The organism is Segatella albensis DSM 11370 = JCM 12258, assembly GCF_000426565.1.
GTDB classification, from domain to species: Bacteria; Bacteroidota; Bacteroidia; order Bacteroidales; family Bacteroidaceae; genus Prevotella; species Prevotella albensis.
Genome location: NZ_AUFP01000021.1, coordinates 16,994 through 33,713 on the forward strand (window position 1 = coordinate 16,994; position 16,720 = coordinate 33,713).

A 16,720-nucleotide genomic window follows, 5' to 3' on the forward strand; every position below is an offset into this window, starting at 1 on the left:
AGATTATGATATATCCAGAAAATTTTGAGTCGAAAATCGGCTTTACTACAATACGTAAGATCTTGAAAGAGTTTTGTCTTTCGGGATTAGGACAATCTCTTGCTCAGGAAATTTCTTTTTCTAACAAAGCAAGTGAGGTAAACGAATGGCAATCACAGGTACGAGAGTTCCGTCGACTTCTCACGGAACGCGAAGATTGGCCTATGAGTGACTTCTTTGATGTAAGAGAGGCTGTGACAAGAGCGAGGATGCAGGGTGTACACCTCGAGGAGGAGGAGCTTTTCCATATCGCCAGATCGCTTATCACTATCCAATGTATGGTTGACATCTTGACCCGTGAGGAGGATACTGCCGAAAACGAGAAAGATGGTGACAAAGGTATGGAGGCTTGGGGTAAGAACCATCCCTACCCTGCCTTATACCGACTGGCTGACGGTGTGGCGACATTCCCTAAAATCATCAACCGCATACAACAAGTTTTAGATAAATTCGGACATATCCGTGACAATGCGACACCAGAACTGTTAAGGATAAGGCGTGAACTCGCCCGCATGGAGGGTTCGGTATCGAGAACGTTATACAGTATTCTGCGAACGGCACAGTCGGAAGGTGTCGTTGACAAGGATGTGGCCCCTACGTTGCGTGATGGTCGACTCGTCATACCTGTATTACCGGGACTGAAAAGAAAAATCTCGGGTATCATCCATGATGAGTCGGCTACAGGAAAGACCGTCTACGTGGAACCTACCGAGGTGGTAGAGGCAAACAATAAGATTCGTGAACTGGAAAGTGAGGAAAGACATGAGGTGATTCGTATCCTTACCGAGGTGACCAATCAAATTCGCCCTGTGGTACGTGAGATGTTGGACAGCTATCACTTCTTGGCTACAATAGATTTGATAGGTGCCAAGGCTAAACTGGCAGATAAGTTTCAGGCTTTTGAACCTAAGGTAAGTCCTACTCCTGTCATCGATTGGATTAGAGCCAGACATCCGTTGTTGGAGCAAAGGCTGGCTACTTCTGCAGACCATTCTTCATATGAATCTACCAAAATCGTCCCACTGGAAATCACCCTAACGGCAGAGAAGCATATTCTGTTGATCTCGGGGCCTAATGCCGGTGGTAAATCTGTATGTCTGAAAACTGTCGGACTGTTACAATATATGTTGCAATGTGGTTTACCAGTCCCTATCGATCCAAACTCGAAATGTGGTTGTTTCGATGACATCATGATAGATATCGGTGATGAACAGTCTCTGGAGAATGACTTATCAACATATTCTTCACACCTACTAAATATGAAGAATATGATGAAGCAGGCTAATCATCGTACTCTCATTCTCATTGATGAGTTCGGTACAGGTACCGAACCTCAGATTGGTGGTGCCATCGCTGAGTCGGTATTGGGACAGTTCTGCAAGAAAGGCGCATGGGGTGTCATCACAACCCACTACCAGAACCTGAAGCATTTCGCCGAAGACCATCTTGGTGTTGTCAATGGTGCTATGCTATACGACAGACACGAGATGCGTCCTTTGTTCCAACTGGCTATCGGACGACCGGGAAGTTCGTTTGCCATCGAGATAGCACGCAAGATAGGGCTCCCAGAAGAGGTCATCACCGAAGCCAGTGAAATCGTCGGAAGTGACTATATCCAGAGTGATAAATATCTGCAGGATATTGTACGCGACAAACGATATTGGGAGAACAAACGACAGAATATTCACCAGCGGGAGAAACAGCTCGAACAGACGATGACCAAATATGCTACTGGTCTCGAAGAGGTGGAAAAGGAACGTAAAGAGATCTTGCGCAAGGCTAAGGAAGAAGCTCAGCAAATTCTGAAGGAAAGCAATAAGCGCATAGAGAACGCCATTCGTGAAATTCGAGAAAAGGATGCCGAGAAGGAGGAAACAAAACGCATTAGGCAACAGTTGAAGGAGTTTGAAAACGAGGTAAACGACATCGAGGCCAAAGCTAAGGATGATGCTATTGCCAAGAAGATAGAACAAATCAAGAGTCGCAAGGAGAGACACAAACAAAATAAAAAGAATAAGGCTGAAAGGGAACAGAAAGCTGCCGAAAAGTTGCGCAATGCTGTAAACAAGAAAACTGAAGCTGACAAGAACAGACCTTTACAGAAGGGTGACAGGGTGAAGATGCGTGGTGCTAATACAGTTGGTATCATAGAAAATATTGACAACAAAACAGCAATGGTGATCTTCGGAGAGATGCGCACGAAAGTAAAGACCGACCGACTGATCGCGATTTCTGACACTGAGGCCATAGCTGCAGACAGCAAGCCACAAACCAAGGCTGAGCAAATGGCCGACCGTATCACGAACTATGGCATCTCCAAAGAAACAAGAAAGACTATCGACAGCAGAAAAAAGAACTTCCATCAAGACTTAGATGTTCGCGGACTACGTGGCGATGAAGCGCTAAATGCTGTACAATATTTCATCGACGACGCCATCCTCATGGGTATGCAACGCGTAAGGATCTTACACGGAAAGGGTAACGGAATCCTACGACAACTCATACGCCAGTATTTATCTACCGTACCAAATGTCGTTGGATATCAGGATGAACATGTGCAGTTTGGTGGCGCTGGCATTACCGTTGTCGACTTCTAAAAGTTAAGCGTACAAAGAAGCCAACGTCTCCAATAATCTTTCATACCATTTATCTTTTTGCCTCTTCTGATGATGTCATAAAGTACCTTTCCTCGTTTTTCATCAGGAGGCAAAACGACATACTGAGGGTCGAGGCCAAACTTCTCTATCTCTATCCATACCACAGCTTGGGCAAGTTTTTTCATACCCAGTTTCTTTAGAACAGAATCAGCCTCCTCTTTCTCTTCACGCGTAGAGACACGAAGGAGATAATAATAATCAATAAGTCGTCGGAGACCTAATCCTATATCTTTAATGCTCTTAAAGATATGACATATCTGATAAACCATACAGAAGTCATTAGTAGGTTTACCGAAAATAGCACCATTAGGCAGATGCACAATATTTCCGAACTGACGAGGTGCCTGACTACGAAAATACTTCTGCATACGTGCATTATAAAACGGATTCTTAAAATTGGTAGGACGATGATGTATATCAACAAGTATTTCTCCGACAATCTGTTTGGCTACATGAGTAGAATCAACAGAAACATTATTGGTAAACTTCTCGCAATATTTTCTGATTTCCTCAATGTTACGCCTACGCTCCGAAGCCGTTTGAAAATCTGCCATACCTTCTTTCTGTAACCATACATCTATATCACCAGGCATACGAAGCGACCAGTCAGGATAGTTCATCGCTGTCCCTTGTCCTTTCAAGATAACAGCACGAAAACCATGTTGACGGATATTCTGATAAATGACACGTGTTGTCCCATCGGCAGAATGTGAATAATTCCGAATACCTTCCACCACTTCTTTCCATGTCTGTAACACTTCCTCAGAAGGACCATTAGGATTATCTTTTCCCAACTTCTCTATTCCTTGCCACACAATTCCGGCAATACGCATCGCACGAGAAAAACGAAGAAGACCCTCCCAATCATAATCTACTAAATCTGGTATTTGGGTATCCTCTGGATCTAAACTAAATCTCAAAAAATCTATATATCTATCAAAATCTCTTGTCATAAAGGTTACTTTTAATGTGTTTTATGTGTTCTTTCACTAGCAAAATTAGCAATTCTCCGGAAAACGACCAAATATAATTCATTATTTTTCTACCCACGAAAAATAATTTATCACCAATCATATTCATACAAAAAAATAATCAAGAAAAAATTTGGTAGTTAGAAAAAAACTTTGTACTTTTGCACTCGCTTTAGAAATAAAGACGACGGGCAAGTCTCTTACGGCCAGCTCCCTCGGAATCCCCCAGGATGGGAACATAGCAAGGGTACTTGGTTGTAGCGGCGCGATAAGAATCGCTTGCCCACCCGCCTCTTTAGCTCAGTTGGCCAGAGCACGTGATTTGTAATCTCGGGGTCGTTGGTTCGAATCCGACAAGAGGCTCAAGAAGTTCACACTATCTAGTGTGGACTTTTTTGTTTTTTATACCTTTACATGATTAGATTAATAAGAAAATTGTTATCTTTGCAGAAAATTTTATTATGATACTGAACAATACTGAAATGAAACAACTGGCAGGCTTTGCAAGACAGTTTGGTACCTTTACGGGATTAACCTGGATTGTTAGTTTCCTGTTAGGTGTATACGGAATTGGTAATGGTCTGATGCAACTTGCAGGTGTTGCTGTTGGTTTATTCTCACTATATGCTATTACTATATATGTGAAATACCTCCGCACACAGGTCATCGAGCACCCTATGAACTTTAGTTCTATCTACGGATACGTCACATTGATTTTCTTTTATGGCTCATTGCTGATGGCAGCTGCAGTGTGGGTATATTTTGCATTCTTCGACCATGGACAACTGCTCATTTCGTTCATCGATTTCATTTCATTGCCACAAAATACCAAGGCACTTGCCGACTCAGGAATCTCCGCCAAGAAATTCATTGACGTATATTCGCAAGCTTTTGCACAGTATGGTCCGCTCGATTTCGCCATCGAAATTATGTCTACCAATATCATCATAGGCATCATTTTCGGTATTCCTGTAGCACTTTGGTTTAAAAACAGATAATTGAAAGTATAAAATATTAAGATATGGATATATCAGTTGTAGTGCCTTTGTTCAATGAGGCAGAATCTCTTCCTGAACTCCACGCATGGATAACCCGCGTGATGGAGAATAATCATTTTACCTATGAAATCTTATTCATCAATGATGGTTCTACTGATAACAGTTGGCAGATCATTGAGGAATTGGCGAAAAAGGATGAACATGTACATGGCATCAAATTCCGTAGAAACTATGGTAAGAGTCCTGCGCTGTACTGTGGATTCGAGGCTGTACAGGGTGATGTGGTCATAACTATGGATGCCGATCTTCAGGATTCTCCTGACGAGATTCCAGGGCTGTATAAGATGATTACCGAGGAAGGATACGATTTGGTTTCTGGTTATAAACAGAAGAGATATGACCCGCTGACAAAGACGATTCCTACAAAACTCTTTAATGCAACAGCCAGAAAAGTTTCAGGTGTACATAACCTGCACGACTTCAACTGTGGATTGAAAGCATATAAGCGCGATGTCGTAAAGAACATCGAGGTTTATGGTGAGATGCATCGCTATATTCCTTATCTTGCAAAAAATGCCGGTTTCAACAAGATTGGTGAAAAGATCGTACATCATCAAGCTCGCAAATATGGTGTTTCAAAGTTCGGTATCAACCGTTTCTTCAATGGTTATCTTGACTTGATCACATTATGGTTTCTAACTAACTTCGGTAAGAAACCTATGCATGTATTCGGTCTGCTGGGTAGCTTTGTGTTCTTTATTGGATTTATTGCTCTCTGCGCATTAGGTATCAATAAGATGATCGATCTCTCAGATGGAATCTATGGTAACTTGGTCACCGATTCACCATACTTCTATATCGCTCTTACAGCTATGATGCTTGGAAGTCAGTTCTTCCTCGCTGGATTTATCGGCGATTTGCTTTCACGCCAGAATCCTAACCGCAACGACTATCAGATAGAGAAAAGACTATGAGAAAAATCCTAGGTTTTATCATTGCTGTATTAGTTCTTGTGGGATGTTCTACACTGGACTGTCCGCTGAACAATAGCGTTTATACCTATTATAAGGTAATGAGTGACTCTACTGTAGATACCCTGAGCGTCATCAGTTTTAGACATACGGACAATGAGGGGGTACAGCTAAACAAACTTGCGAACCCTGATTCTCTGCAATTGCCAATAAGCTATACTGGGGACAAGGACATATTATACTTTGTAAGCAAGATGAAATCGGGTACAGAGACGATAGATACCGTTGTAATAACAAAAAGTAACTTCGATCATTTTGAATCGGTTGATTGCAGTCCTAGCGTCTTCCATAAACTCCTTGACGTGACAACAACGCATCATGCCATCGACTCAATCGTGATAAATCATAGAGACGTAGATTATGATTACAGCAAAAAACATTTTAGCATCTATTTCCGTCATTTGCACTAGTCTTCTACTGATTATCGGTATGCCGGCAAATGCTCAGGAGAAAAAAATTGAGCAAAATAGCAATACCGAGAAGATAAAAGTGATACAACATATTGCTATCTCTGCAGACCTTATCGGACCTATACAGATGGCAGTAAGCGACTATGGTCAATATGAGGCACAGGCAAGATTCGACATCAAGGATAAGTTTTATCCTGTTGTTGAATTAGGTGTTGGTAAGGCTGATGCTACTGATGAATCGACACAAATAAGATATAAGACGGCTGCTCCATACGGAAGAATCGGTTGCGACTGGAACTTACTAAAGGACAAGCATGATATTTATCGTTTGTTTGCTGGTTTCAGATACGCTTTTACCTCATATAAGTTTGACGTAAGCCAGCCTCATCTGGTAGATCCTGTCTGGGGTGATGATGTGACATTTGGAGCAGAAGGCGTAAAAGCCAACCAACATTGGTTAGAGGCTGTCGGTGGCGTCGACGTGAAAATCTGGGGACCTATCCGATTAGGTTGGAGCATTAGATATAAAAAGAGAATCGCACATCAAGACGGATTTCTCGGCAAGACATGGTATGTGCCAGGATTCGGTAAGACCAGCGATTCACAGATAGGTGGAACTTTCAATTTTATCATAGAATTATGAAAAATAAAAAACTACTCTTTCAGATTCCATTTCTCTTGATCCTCATCTTTGGATCTATATGGATCATTCGTTCGCAGCAAAACACCGTTTTCCAACAGAATCAAGGATTCGTCTTCGGTACTATATATCATATTACTTATCAGAGTGATGAGGATCTTCAGACTGGCATAGAAGAGGAATTAAAGAAGGTAGACAACGAGTTTTCGATGTTCAATAAACAAAGTACAGTATCGAAGATCAATCGTGGTGAAAAGCCTGAACTCTCAGATATGTTCTGTGAACTTTGGGATTTGTCTTCTCGTATCAACAAGGATACCAATGGTGCCTTTGATGTAACCGTAGCTCCTCTTGTCAATGCATGGGGATTTGGATTCAAGAATGGTAAGATGCCTGACAAGGCTCAGGTAGACAGTTTGAAGCAATATATCGGCATGGACAAGTTGAAATTGGTAAATGTTGGAGGGAAACGTTATATTGAGAAAGCCAACAAGAATATCATGGTAGACTTTAGTGCCATCGCTAAAGGATTTGGTAGTGATGTAGTAGCCCGATACCTTGAATCCAAAGGTATCAAAAACTTCATGATTGAAATTGGCGGTGAAGTTGTCACTAAGGGTATGTCGCCAAAAAGATTACCTTGGAAAATCGGTGTAACCAAACCTAGTGATGACAAGGCACAGGCAAACAATGAAATACAGACAATATTGAACGTTACCGATAAGGCAATGGCCACAAGTGGTAACTATCGTAACTTCTACTATAAGAATGGCAAGAAGTATGCACATACTATCGACCCGAAGAGTGGATATCCTGTACAACACAGTTTGCTCTCTTCTACGGTACTAGCCAAAACTTGTGCTGAAGCTGATGCTTATGCAACGTCTTTCATGGTAATGGGTATTGAGAACGCGGAAAAGATCATTGACAGACACAATGATTTCATGGGGTATCTAATCTATGATGCCAACGGCAAGAACAAAGTCTGGTACTCAGAAAACTTAAAGAAGAACGTTGAAGAATAAACGGTCATGGAGTTGCAGATATACAACAAATTGCTAGAACTGCCACTCTTCCAAGGACTCAGCAGAGTTGATATGACGGAAATCTTGGCACGTACTAAATTCGGATTCGAGAAAATAGAAGCCGATAAAGAAGTGGTATGCGCCGGAGAAGAATGTCATCGACTGTATTTCCTACTGAATGGTACACTAGAAATAGAAAATATATCTGACGACCACAATTACCGTATTATAGAAAGCACCACAGGACCAGAAGTATTGCAACCCGAACGAATATTCGGACTTAGACAAAGATATACCAAGACTTACCGAACAAGGGAAGACTGTAACTTTGTATGGTTAATGAAATCGGAGGTCTTGAAATTGATGGCTAATTATGAAATCTTCAGATTGAATCTTCTCAATATCATATCTACTTACGGGCAGCGCTCTGCAGACTGGGTATGGAAACATTCTCCCCAAGATGTCAAAGGACATATCATTAGATGGATTGCAGGACATGTCTGTGACCCAACAGGAGAGAAAGTCATATACATCAAGATGCGCCAACTGGCACAAGAAGTAAACGACAGCAGGCTGGACGTGAGCAAAGCACTCAACGAGATGGAAAGTGAAGGTTTGATAAAACTCCTCAGAGGAAGATTTGTAATCCCAGAGATGAAAATGCTTATCAACGGGAAACATGCAGTTCCTAATAAATCTTGATATCTGTAATAATCTGTGCCCCTACTGATTGGTTAAGGGCACGGACAAATGCCGAACGACGAAAACTTAATTCTTCGCGTACAGCAGGACTCAGGATCTTTACAAAGAGTATTTGATTTTTGATAAATTTATTTCCTGTATAACGTGCATATACCGGACCTACAACCTTTTCCCAGTTGTCAACCAATCTTTTCTGGAGAAGAGGTGTCTCCAAGCCCGACTGTCGAATAGCCTTCGCAAGGATATCAGCTAAATTTTCTGGATGTCGCTTAAACATTTTCTATTGGAACTTGAAATATGGTATATGGAAGATGACTATGCTGTAATATCTGATCGAGATGATCACGATTGGTATCAGTAATGAAGATCTGACCAAACCGACTACTACTTACTAGTTTGACAATACGTTCTACTCTACTGGCATCTAACTTATCAAATATGTCATCGAGCAACAGCAATGGAGTGCTCTGACTTGATGTACGACGAAGAAAATCAAACTGGGCTAACTTCAAAGCCAACACAAAGGTCTTATTCTGTCCCTGACTACCTTCACGCTTCATTTGATAACCATCCAGCAACATCTCCAGGTCATCACGATGAACACCATGGAGAGAATAGCCAACGGCACGATCCTTGAAACGATCACGACGGATAACATCCAATAGGTCACCACGCTGTCCATGAGAGATATACTTCAGCGATACTTGTTCTGACTTACCAGAGATTTGGTCATAGATATCTTGGAATACAGGTACCAATTCTTCAACAAATGCACTACGTTTCTGATAGATCAAGGTTCCATGTCGAGCCATTTCTTCTTCCCAAATATCAAGTAAGGAGGCATCAGGTTCTTCATCCATCTTCAAAAGTGCATTACGCTGCTGCAATGCCTTGTTATAGCCTGTCAAAGCTTCTATATAACCATGGTCATACTGAGAGATGACAACATCCATCAACTTACGACGATCTTCACTACCTCCTTCTATCAGTGTGGTATCTGATGGTGAAACAAAGACCAAAGGAATCAAGCCGATATGCTGAGACAAGCGCTTATATTCTTTCTTATCACGCTTAAAATGCTTCTTGGTACCACGCTTCATTCCACAATAGATATTCAGTTCCTCACCATTCTCATTCTCGTAAGTACCATCAATTACAAAGAAATCCTGATCATGGGTGATGACCTGTGAATCTATAGGATTGAATGCACTACGGCAAAAAGACAAATAATAGACAGCATCGAGTAGATTGGTCTTACCTACTCCATTCTGTCCGATAAAGCAGTTGATCTTCGGTGACAACTCTAAATCGGCAGTACGAATATTTTTATAATTGATTATCGAAAGTTTCTTTAATATCATCCTATGAGTATTTCATTCATGCTCAAATCATTCTCGTCCACAGGAACAGAATCGACCAATTGGAAATCAAAGGCGACTCCTATCTTATAAGCCTGAGGTATCTTGCGAAGAAATCGATCGTAATAGCCACGTCCACGCCCTATACGGTGTCCTTTTCTATCAAAGGCTACTCCCGGTACTATGACTAAATCAATGTCCTCGAGTGCGGTATAGGGATTTCCCTGAGGTTCTTCTATCTGATATTTGCCCTGACGGAGCAAACATTCCCGACCGGTATATTCTCTAACCTCAAGATTTGTATCATCAACAACGACAGGCAGTAAGATGCGATGCCCCTCAGCAAGCAGTCGGTCCACCAATTGATGCGTATCCACTTCATCTTCCATCGAGAGATAAGCGAGGATAGTATGCGACAAAGTTACTTTCGGATGTGAGAGTAACTTGTCAACTATCGGACGTGAACATTGGCGAAGTTGGTCGGATGTAAACTCCGCCTTGAGTCCACGAATAGTTTTACGCAATGATTTCTTATCCATCTACTACCCTTCTAAGCTCCTATTTCATCTTCTTCTGAGACTTTGCTGTAGACTTAGTCTCTGTAGGCGTTGTCAACTTAGGGAATGAGGAATCCGTTGCAAAGACCTGTTGAGCCTTTCTGATAACAGGGTCATCCAAGTTGAGATACTGATTCCACGCATTCTCATCGAGCATATTGTAGATAATACGACTATTGATATAACGGTCGAGAAGATGATAACTCTTCTGAATCAACAAGTTGCGTCGCTTGAGTCCACGCTGTTCCGCATAAGAAGCGAATTGATCTACCAATCCCTGTTTCTCCAGATAATCGCTCAATTCCATCATCTCACTAAAGTTATTCAACTTAGGGCGATTATTATCTGTATAAGTAAATGCATATTGCAGTATCAAACCACTCATCGCAGCCTGTTTGTAGTAAGACGTAACATCACTGGTATCCTCCGGTACGAAGATATCTGGTGTGATACCACCACCGCCATATACCACACGACCAATACTTGTATGATAAGCAGGACCTCTATGCTTGATACTGTCTTGAGAGAAGAACTCACCATGCTGATAACGGTTCAACAAGTCTTGAGCATAATCCTGTTCGTCTCCTGGTTCATATGGCTTCTGGATACAACGTCCTGAAGGTGTGTAATAACGCGCTACAGTAAGTCGGATCAAAGAACCGTCAGGGAATTGAATCTGCTGCTGTACCAATCCTTTACCAAACGAACGACGACCGATAATCGTTGCACGGTCATTATCTTGCATCGCACCGGCAAAGATTTCGGCAGCCGAAGCAGAACCCTCATTGATGAGCACCACCAACGGGAGTTTCTGATAACTGCCGTTACCATCGCTCTGATAATCCTTGCGAGGACTCTTGCGTCCCTGAGTATAAACAATAAGCTTATTCTTTGGCAAGAACTCATTTGCTATTTGCACAGCACTCTGAAGATATCCACCCGTATTATCGCGAAGATCTATGATAAGATTCTTGAAGCCACTCTCCGATAACTTAGCCAATGCGACCAAAAGTTCAGGATAAGTGGTCTCACCAAAATTCTTGATACGGATATATCCAGTATTATCATCAAGCATATAGGTTGAAGAAATACTCTTTTGAGGTATTTCCCCACGTGTCACCTCAAAAGTCTTGATTCCTTTCGAGCCATAACGAACCACTCCAATCTTTACCTTCGTATCCTTTGGACCTTTCAGACGCTTCATCGCCTCCGAATTCGTAACCACCTTACCAACGAAAGGTTTCCCGTCTATTGCAACGATCTTATCACCAGCAAGAATGCCAGCCCTTTCAGAAGGACCATTATCTATAACATTCTGCACATGAATCGTATCCTCACGAATCGTAAATTCGATTCCGACACCCGAGAAAGAACCCTTTAGGTCATCCTCTGCGGCCTGTACATCCTTAGCAGGAATATAGGTAGAATGTGGATCCAAATCAGATAAGATCTGCGGAATAGCCAAATCTACCAAAGAGTCTACATTCACTTCATCAACATACTGATCATCGATGATATGCAAAAGATTATTCAAGCGATTAGAGCCCGAATTGATTATACTCAGTCGATTTCCTGAGAAATGACTTGTGAAGAAAGAACCAATGATGATACCGGCAATGACACAGATTGCCATAATCATCGGTGTCCATCTATTTGTCTTGATCTTCTCCATTTTTTATTTCCTTATATACGACTTCTATTCCGGCACGCTTCAACAAGTCAATACCATCGGTCAGTCTATATTTTTCACCATAAACAACACGGCGTATACCCGCTTGGATAATCAGTTTGGCACATTCGATACAAGGCGACGCCGTAACATACAACGTACTGCCATCCGAGTTGTTGCCACTACGAGCCAACTTGGTAATTGCATTAGCTTCTGCATGCAAGACATACGGTTTGGTAATTCCATTGGCATCTTCGCACACATTCTCAAAACCACTCGGAGTACCGTTATATCCATCCGAGATGATCATCTTGTTCTTCACTACAAGAGCACCTACCTGGCGACGCTTACAATAACTGTTCTCTGCCCAGATACGTGCCATACGAAGATAGCGCTCGTCTAATTTGTCCTGTTTATCCATGATTTATTTTTTTATGCCATCACGCTCCAGTAAAGCATCAATCGTCGGTTCGCCTCCACGGAATCTCTTATACAGAACCATAGGATGCTCTGTGCCGCCCTTGCTTAACACTTCACGACGCCAGCGTGTTGCTGTAGTCTTATCAAATATACCAGACTTCTTGAATACGCTAAACGCATCTGCATCAAGCACTTCGGCCCATTTATAACTATAATATCCAGCAGAATAGCCTCCCGCCATGATATGAGAGAACTGCACGGTCATACAGGTATCCGGCAACTGTGGGGTAACCATAGCATCTGCCCATGCTTTTTTCTCAAACGAAATGATATCATCAGTAAACTCTTCCTTCTTGGTATAGTAAGCCATATCAAGCAAACCGAAACTTACCTGTCGCAGACAACCATACGCCGCCATATAGTTACGAGACTGATGGATGCGGGTAATCAACTCATCCGGCAATGGTTCGCCCGTCTGATAATGGAAGGCAAATGTACGTAGGAACTCCTTCTCCGTGGCATAATTCTCCATAAATTGCGATGGAAGTTCTACGAAATCCCACCATACGTTAGTGCCGGAAAGTGTTGCGTATTTCGTATTCGCAAACATACCATGAAGCGAATGACCAAACTCATGAAGGAAAGTCTCCACCTCACCTAAAGTCAAGAGAGCTGGTTTCTCAGCTGTCGGCTTGGTAAAGTTCATCACTACACTAACATGAGGACGTGAGTTCACACCTTTATCATCAATCCATTGCCCTTTGAATTCCGTCATCCAAGCACCTCCCTGCTTACCTTTTCGCGGATGGAAGTCCGCATAGAATACTGCTAGGAAAGAGCCATCCTCGTCAAAAACCTCGAAAGCCTTGACATCAGGATGATATACAGGAATCTCCTTATTTTCTTTGAAAGTGATACCATAAAGACGATGAGCCAGTCCAAATACACCTTCGATAACTTTATCCAACTGAAAATATGGACGAAGCATTTCTGCATCGAAGTTATATTTTTCCATTTGGAGTTTATGCGAATAGAAACCAAAGTCCCAAGGTTCGACAACGAAATCCTCCCCTTCCATTTTACGAGCCATCGCCTCAATCTCCTCAACTTCCTTGATGGCCGTAGGCTTATAGGCAGCAATCAAATCGTCCAACAACTTATAGACATTCTCCACATTCGATGCCATTCGATGCTTAAGGACATAGTCTGCATAAGTATCATATCCTAAGAGTTGAGCAAGTTGTCGGCGGAGATTAATCAGTCGTTTACAAATCTCGAGGTTATTCTCTGAGTTATCATGAATACATTCCGTATTACGGGCCATATACATTTTTTTGCGCAACTCACGCTGAGTAGAATAGGTCATGAAAGGAGAATAACTTGGATAATCGAGTGTAAAGATCCATCCCTCCACTCCTTTTTCCTTGGCCGTCTGACGAGCAGCATCACGCGCCGTATCAGGCAGTCCGTCGAGCTGAGCCTCATCCGTGATATGCAGTTCAAAAGCCTTAGTTTCCTTCAAGAGATTCTGCGAAAACTGAAGAGCAAGCATCGAAGACTCTTCGGTAATCTTCCGAAGTTTCTTTTTTCCCTCTTCATCCAACAAAGCACCAGAACGAACAAAACCATCATAACTCTTATCGAGAAGCATTTTTTCTTCAGCATTCAATTCACGATTTGGATGGTCATGAACATATTTCACCCTTTCGAACAATTTCACGTTCAGGCAAACATCATTAGCATGCTTGGTAAGGATTGGACTCATTTTCTGAGCAAGCGCCTCCATATCGTCATTCGTTTCTGCCGACATCAGGCAACTGAACACATTAGAGACCCGATCAAGCAAATCATAATAATGCTCCCCCATAGAGTGATCATTGAAAGCAATGGTATTTTCAAAAGTAGGAGTATCCGGATTGTTTATAATTTTATCAATTTCCTCATTATCGCGACGAATGCCTTCCATAAAGGCAGGCTCATAGTCTTCCAGACGAATACGGTCAAAAGGCACCGTATCGTGCGGAGTATTATACGCAACGAAAAAAGGATTCTCTCTATTCAAATTCTCAGACATACTAAATTATATTTTAAATGCAAAGATAGTAAAAAAGAATATAAGGCGTGTAACATCAGCAGAATTTTAACGTTTTTAATTGTAGGAGTTGAGTAAATGAGAAAGATTTGCAAAAAGGTGGCTAAAAATTTCGCCATATAGGAGATTTTGTGTAAATTTGCGACGTATTATGTGAAAATAAAAATAAAAAAATCAATAAAAATGGCAAACAACAATCTAATGGGAGCTGAAGAGTCTCTCAACATCCATGAGGCATTCGTGGTAAAATACCAGAAGCCTATCATCATTGCAGTATTGGCTATCATCATTGTTATCGCTGGTATTTTCGCTTACAAGAACTACATTTCTGCCCCTCGTGAGGAGAAAGCATCTACAGCTTTGGCTAAAGGTCAGGAATATTTCGACAATGAAATGTTCGACAAAGCTCTGAATGGTGACGGTGCTGGTTATGTAGGTTTCACCAAAATTGCTGATGACTATTCTGGTACCGATGCTGCTAATCTTGCTAACCTCTATGCAGGTTTAAGCTATGCTAATCTTGGCAAATGGAACGAAGCAGTGAAGTATCTCGACGAATATGATGCAGAAGGCGACCAAATGGTTTCTCCTGCTGCAGAGATGGCTCTCGGTCATGCTTATGCTCATGTTAACCAGATCGACAAAGCTATTGACGCATTCAACAAGGCTGCTGACATGGCAGACTCTAAGGCTGCTGACAATACAAACGTAAGCATTGCTCCAATCTCTCGTCTTGAGGCAGGCATGCTTCTTGAAAGTCAGAATAAGAAAGACGAAGCTTTGAAGATTTATCAGGATATCAAAGCAAAATACGTAACTGCTGCTCTCGTACAAAGCGGTGAAATCGACAAGTATATCGAGAGAGCAAGTACTAAGTAATTTAGACTATGGCAACTGCATTACATAATTTATCAGACTACGATTTTGATCAGGTACCGGACGCCAGTAACATGTGTTTTGGTATCGTAGTAGCAGAATGGAATCCGGAAATTACGGGTGCTCTGCTTGATGGTGCTGTAAAGACACTGAAAAAGCATGGTGCTCTGCCAGAGAACATTCACGTAAAGACTGTTCCCGGTAGTTTTGAACTGATTTACGGTGCACAACAAATGTGTAAGAACGATGGTTTCGATGCTGTTATCGTTCTGGGGAGTGTAATTCGAGGTGAAACTCCTCACTTTGATTACATCTGCGAGGGCGTCACTTTCGGTATCGCAAAACTGAATGCTTCACAAAACATTCCTGTTGTTTATGGATTACTTACCACAAACGACCTTCAGCAAGCTAAAGATCGCTCTGGTGGAAAGCTAGGCAACAAGGGAGACGAATGTGCTGTCGTTGCTATCAAGATGGCTAAATTCTAATCATAATATTTACTGGTGAGATGAAACTATATCAATTGATTCAGGCTTTTGAGTTCGATGAGGTTTTCCCTGAAGTAAACAACATGTTTCCTAATGCGAATTTGCATCGTGACGTTTACGAGAAGGCTTTTAGTATGCTTCAGGAATTAAAGCCTACGCTCAGCAAGAAGACTATTCGTTATGAGTTAATGGATGATCCTAATACCAACGGAATGTATGTCGGCGCAGATGACAACAGTTTCTATACCACCTGGGATGTCATTATCGGCAAAGAGATCAAGAAAGGCAAAGGCGTAGACTTAAACGATTTAGAAATCGTTGCCAACTGTCTTTTGAACATTATCCTGATTGGTAAGCATCCACAAAGTTTTGAGAAGGATTTTCAAAAGCTAAGAAAATAATCATTATATATAATAATGTACAAAAAAGAATAGAGAAAGAGAATGATGTGACCCCGAAAAGTTGGACGATTAATTAAATATTAATTATTTATCTCTCTATAGTAGTGAGCTCGGTATATAGCCGGGCTCATTCCTTTTAATCTCAGTTTTATTCTTTTATTGTTATACCACCATATATATTTTTTCAGTTCTCGTTCAAACTCTTCGATAGATTCAAAATGATTCACGTATAGCAATTCGTTCTTCATCAGTCCGAAGAAATTTTCCATCATAGCATTGTCCAGACAGTTGCCTTTCCTTGACATGCTTTGCACTATTCCATGGTCTTTGAGCATCTTCTGATACATCATGTGCTGATAATGCCATCCCTGATCAGAGTGTAATAC

At 41.6% G+C, this 16,720-nt stretch carries 18 protein-coding genes and 1 tRNA gene; 11 read left to right on the forward strand and 8 right to left on the reverse strand.

The features are described 5' to 3' along the window. Positions 1-5: 5 nt before the first annotated feature. Complete coding sequence (locus K333_RS0108790; RefSeq protein WP_027452582.1) at positions 6-2,636, forward strand: endonuclease MutS2; 2,631 nt, start codon at positions 6-8, stop codon at positions 2,634-2,636. On the opposite strand, the gene K333_RS0108795 is transcribed toward K333_RS0108790, so the two are convergent. Next, positions 2,633-3,649: a nucleotidyltransferase family protein gene (locus tag K333_RS0108795; protein ID WP_027452583.1), complete on the reverse strand. Its 1,017-nt coding sequence runs from the start codon at positions 3,647-3,649 to the stop codon at positions 2,633-2,635. The two genes, K333_RS0108790 and K333_RS0108795, sit on opposite strands and share 4 nt — an antisense overlap. A gap of 307 nt (positions 3,650-3,956) precedes the next feature. Between K333_RS0108795 and K333_RS0108805 the strand changes: the two genes are divergently transcribed. From K333_RS0108805 to K333_RS12210, 7 genes are all read left to right on the forward strand, one after another. Then, positions 3,957-4,030: transfer RNA gene (locus K333_RS0108805), tRNA-Thr, on the forward strand. 98 nt (positions 4,031-4,128) lie between these two features. Continuing rightward, positions 4,129-4,665 (forward strand): DUF4199 domain-containing protein, encoded by a 537-nt coding sequence (locus K333_RS0108810; protein ID WP_024990478.1) that lies wholly within the window; start codon positions 4,129-4,131, stop codon positions 4,663-4,665. A 23-nt stretch (positions 4,666-4,688) separates the two neighbouring features. Next, positions 4,689-5,639 (forward strand): glycosyltransferase family 2 protein, encoded by a 951-nt coding sequence (locus K333_RS0108815; protein ID WP_024990479.1) that lies wholly within the window; start codon positions 4,689-4,691, stop codon positions 5,637-5,639. Further along, the gene (locus K333_RS0108820) at positions 5,636-6,106 is read left to right on the forward strand and encodes a DUF6452 family protein (protein WP_024990480.1); all 471 of its coding nucleotides are present in this window, start codon (positions 5,636-5,638) and stop codon (positions 6,104-6,106) included. The genes K333_RS0108815 and K333_RS0108820 overlap by 4 nt, the downstream gene beginning before the upstream one ends. Then, positions 6,057-6,749 carry a DUF6048 family protein gene (locus K333_RS0108825; protein ID WP_027452584.1) on the forward strand — a complete coding sequence of 231 codons (693 nt, stop codon included), beginning with the start codon at positions 6,057-6,059 and terminating at the stop codon, positions 6,747-6,749. Before K333_RS0108820 ends, K333_RS0108825 begins: the two co-directional genes overlap by 50 nt. Further along, positions 6,746-7,771 (forward strand): FAD:protein FMN transferase, encoded by a 1,026-nt coding sequence (locus K333_RS0108830; RefSeq protein ID WP_024990481.1) that lies wholly within the window; start codon positions 6,746-6,748, stop codon positions 7,769-7,771. The genes K333_RS0108825 and K333_RS0108830 overlap by 4 nt, the downstream gene beginning before the upstream one ends. A gap of 6 nt (positions 7,772-7,777) precedes the next feature. After that, complete coding sequence (locus tag K333_RS12210) at positions 7,778-8,473, forward strand: Crp/Fnr family transcriptional regulator (RefSeq protein WP_024990482.1); 696 nt, start codon at positions 7,778-7,780, stop codon at positions 8,471-8,473. Here the strand turns inward: K333_RS12210 and K333_RS0108840 are convergent. Genes K333_RS0108840 through K333_RS0108865 form a run of 6 tightly spaced genes read right to left on the reverse strand, consistent with a single transcriptional unit; the run spans position 8,460 to position 14,551 of the window. Beyond that, positions 8,460-8,750, reverse strand: a complete 291-nt coding sequence (locus tag K333_RS0108840) for a DUF721 domain-containing protein (protein ID WP_024990483.1) — start codon at positions 8,748-8,750, stop codon at positions 8,460-8,462. The two genes, K333_RS12210 and K333_RS0108840, sit on opposite strands and share 14 nt — an antisense overlap. After that, positions 8,743-9,834 (reverse strand): DNA replication/repair protein RecF, encoded by a 1,092-nt coding sequence (recF, locus tag K333_RS0108845; protein WP_024990484.1) that lies wholly within the window; start codon positions 9,832-9,834, stop codon positions 8,743-8,745. The genes K333_RS0108840 and recF overlap by 8 nt, the downstream gene beginning before the upstream one ends. Next, positions 9,831-10,370, reverse strand: coding sequence for a 5-formyltetrahydrofolate cyclo-ligase (locus K333_RS0108850; protein ID WP_024990485.1), 540 nt, complete (start codon positions 10,368-10,370; stop codon positions 9,831-9,833). The genes recF and K333_RS0108850 overlap by 4 nt, the downstream gene beginning before the upstream one ends. A 19-nt stretch (positions 10,371-10,389) precedes the next feature. Continuing rightward, positions 10,390-12,060, reverse strand: a complete 1,671-nt coding sequence (locus K333_RS12215) for a S41 family peptidase (RefSeq protein ID WP_024990486.1) — start codon at positions 12,058-12,060, stop codon at positions 10,390-10,392. Further along, entirely contained in the window at positions 12,038-12,478 is a 441-nt protein-coding gene (locus K333_RS0108860; RefSeq protein ID WP_027452585.1) for a deoxycytidylate deaminase, read from the reverse strand. The genes K333_RS12215 and K333_RS0108860 overlap by 23 nt, the downstream gene beginning before the upstream one ends. 3 nt (positions 12,479-12,481) lie before the next feature. Next, positions 12,482-14,551 carry a M3 family metallopeptidase gene (locus tag K333_RS0108865; protein WP_024990487.1) on the reverse strand — a complete coding sequence of 690 codons (2,070 nt, stop codon included), beginning with the start codon at positions 14,549-14,551 and terminating at the stop codon, positions 12,482-12,484. Between the two features lie 201 nt (positions 14,552-14,752). Here K333_RS0108865 and K333_RS0108870 point away from each other — a divergent pair, with 201 nt between their 5' ends. From K333_RS0108870 to K333_RS0108880, 3 genes are read left to right on the forward strand one after another with little or no spacing between them, the layout of a single operon-like run. After that, positions 14,753-15,448 carry a tetratricopeptide repeat protein gene (locus tag K333_RS0108870; RefSeq protein ID WP_024990488.1) on the forward strand — a complete coding sequence of 232 codons (696 nt, stop codon included), beginning with the start codon at positions 14,753-14,755 and terminating at the stop codon, positions 15,446-15,448. Between the two features lie 8 nt (positions 15,449-15,456). After that, positions 15,457-15,933 (forward strand): 6,7-dimethyl-8-ribityllumazine synthase, encoded by a 477-nt coding sequence (gene ribH / locus K333_RS0108875; protein WP_024990489.1) that lies wholly within the window; start codon positions 15,457-15,459, stop codon positions 15,931-15,933. Positions 15,934-15,953: 20 nt separating this feature from the next. Continuing rightward, on the forward strand, positions 15,954-16,334 hold the full coding sequence (locus K333_RS0108880; protein WP_024990490.1) for a DUF6557 family protein: 381 nt from the start codon (positions 15,954-15,956) through the stop codon (positions 16,332-16,334). 80 nt (positions 16,335-16,414) lie between these two features. Here the strand turns inward: K333_RS0108880 and K333_RS0108885 are convergent. After that, the coding region (locus K333_RS0108885) for an IS3 family transposase (protein WP_027452539.1) at positions 16,415-16,720 on the reverse strand (306 nt) is incomplete at its 5' end.

Coding starts and splice junctions, on each gene's coding strand:
- K333_RS0108790 (WP_027452582.1), top strand. CDS start 6: ATGATATATCCAGAAAATTTTGAGTCGAAAATCGGCTTTACTACAATA.
- K333_RS0108795 (WP_027452583.1), bottom strand. CDS start 3,649: ATGACAAGAGATTTTGATAGATATATAGATTTTTTGAGATTTAGTTTA.
- K333_RS0108810 (WP_024990478.1), top strand. CDS start 4,129: ATGATACTGAACAATACTGAAATGAAACAACTGGCAGGCTTTGCAAGA.
- K333_RS0108815 (WP_024990479.1), top strand. CDS start 4,689: ATGGATATATCAGTTGTAGTGCCTTTGTTCAATGAGGCAGAATCTCTT.
- K333_RS0108820 (WP_024990480.1), top strand. CDS start 5,636: ATGAGAAAAATCCTAGGTTTTATCATTGCTGTATTAGTTCTTGTGGGA.
- K333_RS0108825 (WP_027452584.1), top strand. CDS start 6,057: ATGATTACAGCAAAAAACATTTTAGCATCTATTTCCGTCATTTGCACT.
- K333_RS0108830 (WP_024990481.1), top strand. CDS start 6,746: ATGAAAAATAAAAAACTACTCTTTCAGATTCCATTTCTCTTGATCCTC.
- K333_RS12210 (WP_024990482.1), top strand. CDS start 7,778: ATGGAGTTGCAGATATACAACAAATTGCTAGAACTGCCACTCTTCCAA.
- K333_RS0108840 (WP_024990483.1), bottom strand. CDS start 8,750: ATGTTTAAGCGACATCCAGAAAATTTAGCTGATATCCTTGCGAAGGCT.
- recF (WP_024990484.1), bottom strand. CDS start 9,834: ATGATATTAAAGAAACTTTCGATAATCAATTATAAAAATATTCGTACT.
- K333_RS0108850 (WP_024990485.1), bottom strand. CDS start 10,370: ATGGATAAGAAATCATTGCGTAAAACTATTCGTGGACTCAAGGCGGAG.
- K333_RS12215 (WP_024990486.1), bottom strand. CDS start 12,060: ATGGAGAAGATCAAGACAAATAGATGGACACCGATGATTATGGCAATC.
- K333_RS0108860 (WP_027452585.1), bottom strand. CDS start 12,478: ATGGATAAACAGGACAAATTAGACGAGCGCTATCTTCGTATGGCACGT.
- K333_RS0108865 (WP_024990487.1), bottom strand. CDS start 14,551: ATGTCTGAGAATTTGAATAGAGAGAATCCTTTTTTCGTTGCGTATAAT.
- K333_RS0108870 (WP_024990488.1), top strand. CDS start 14,753: ATGGCAAACAACAATCTAATGGGAGCTGAAGAGTCTCTCAACATCCAT.
- ribH (WP_024990489.1), top strand. CDS start 15,457: ATGGCAACTGCATTACATAATTTATCAGACTACGATTTTGATCAGGTA.
- K333_RS0108880 (WP_024990490.1), top strand. CDS start 15,954: ATGAAACTATATCAATTGATTCAGGCTTTTGAGTTCGATGAGGTTTTC.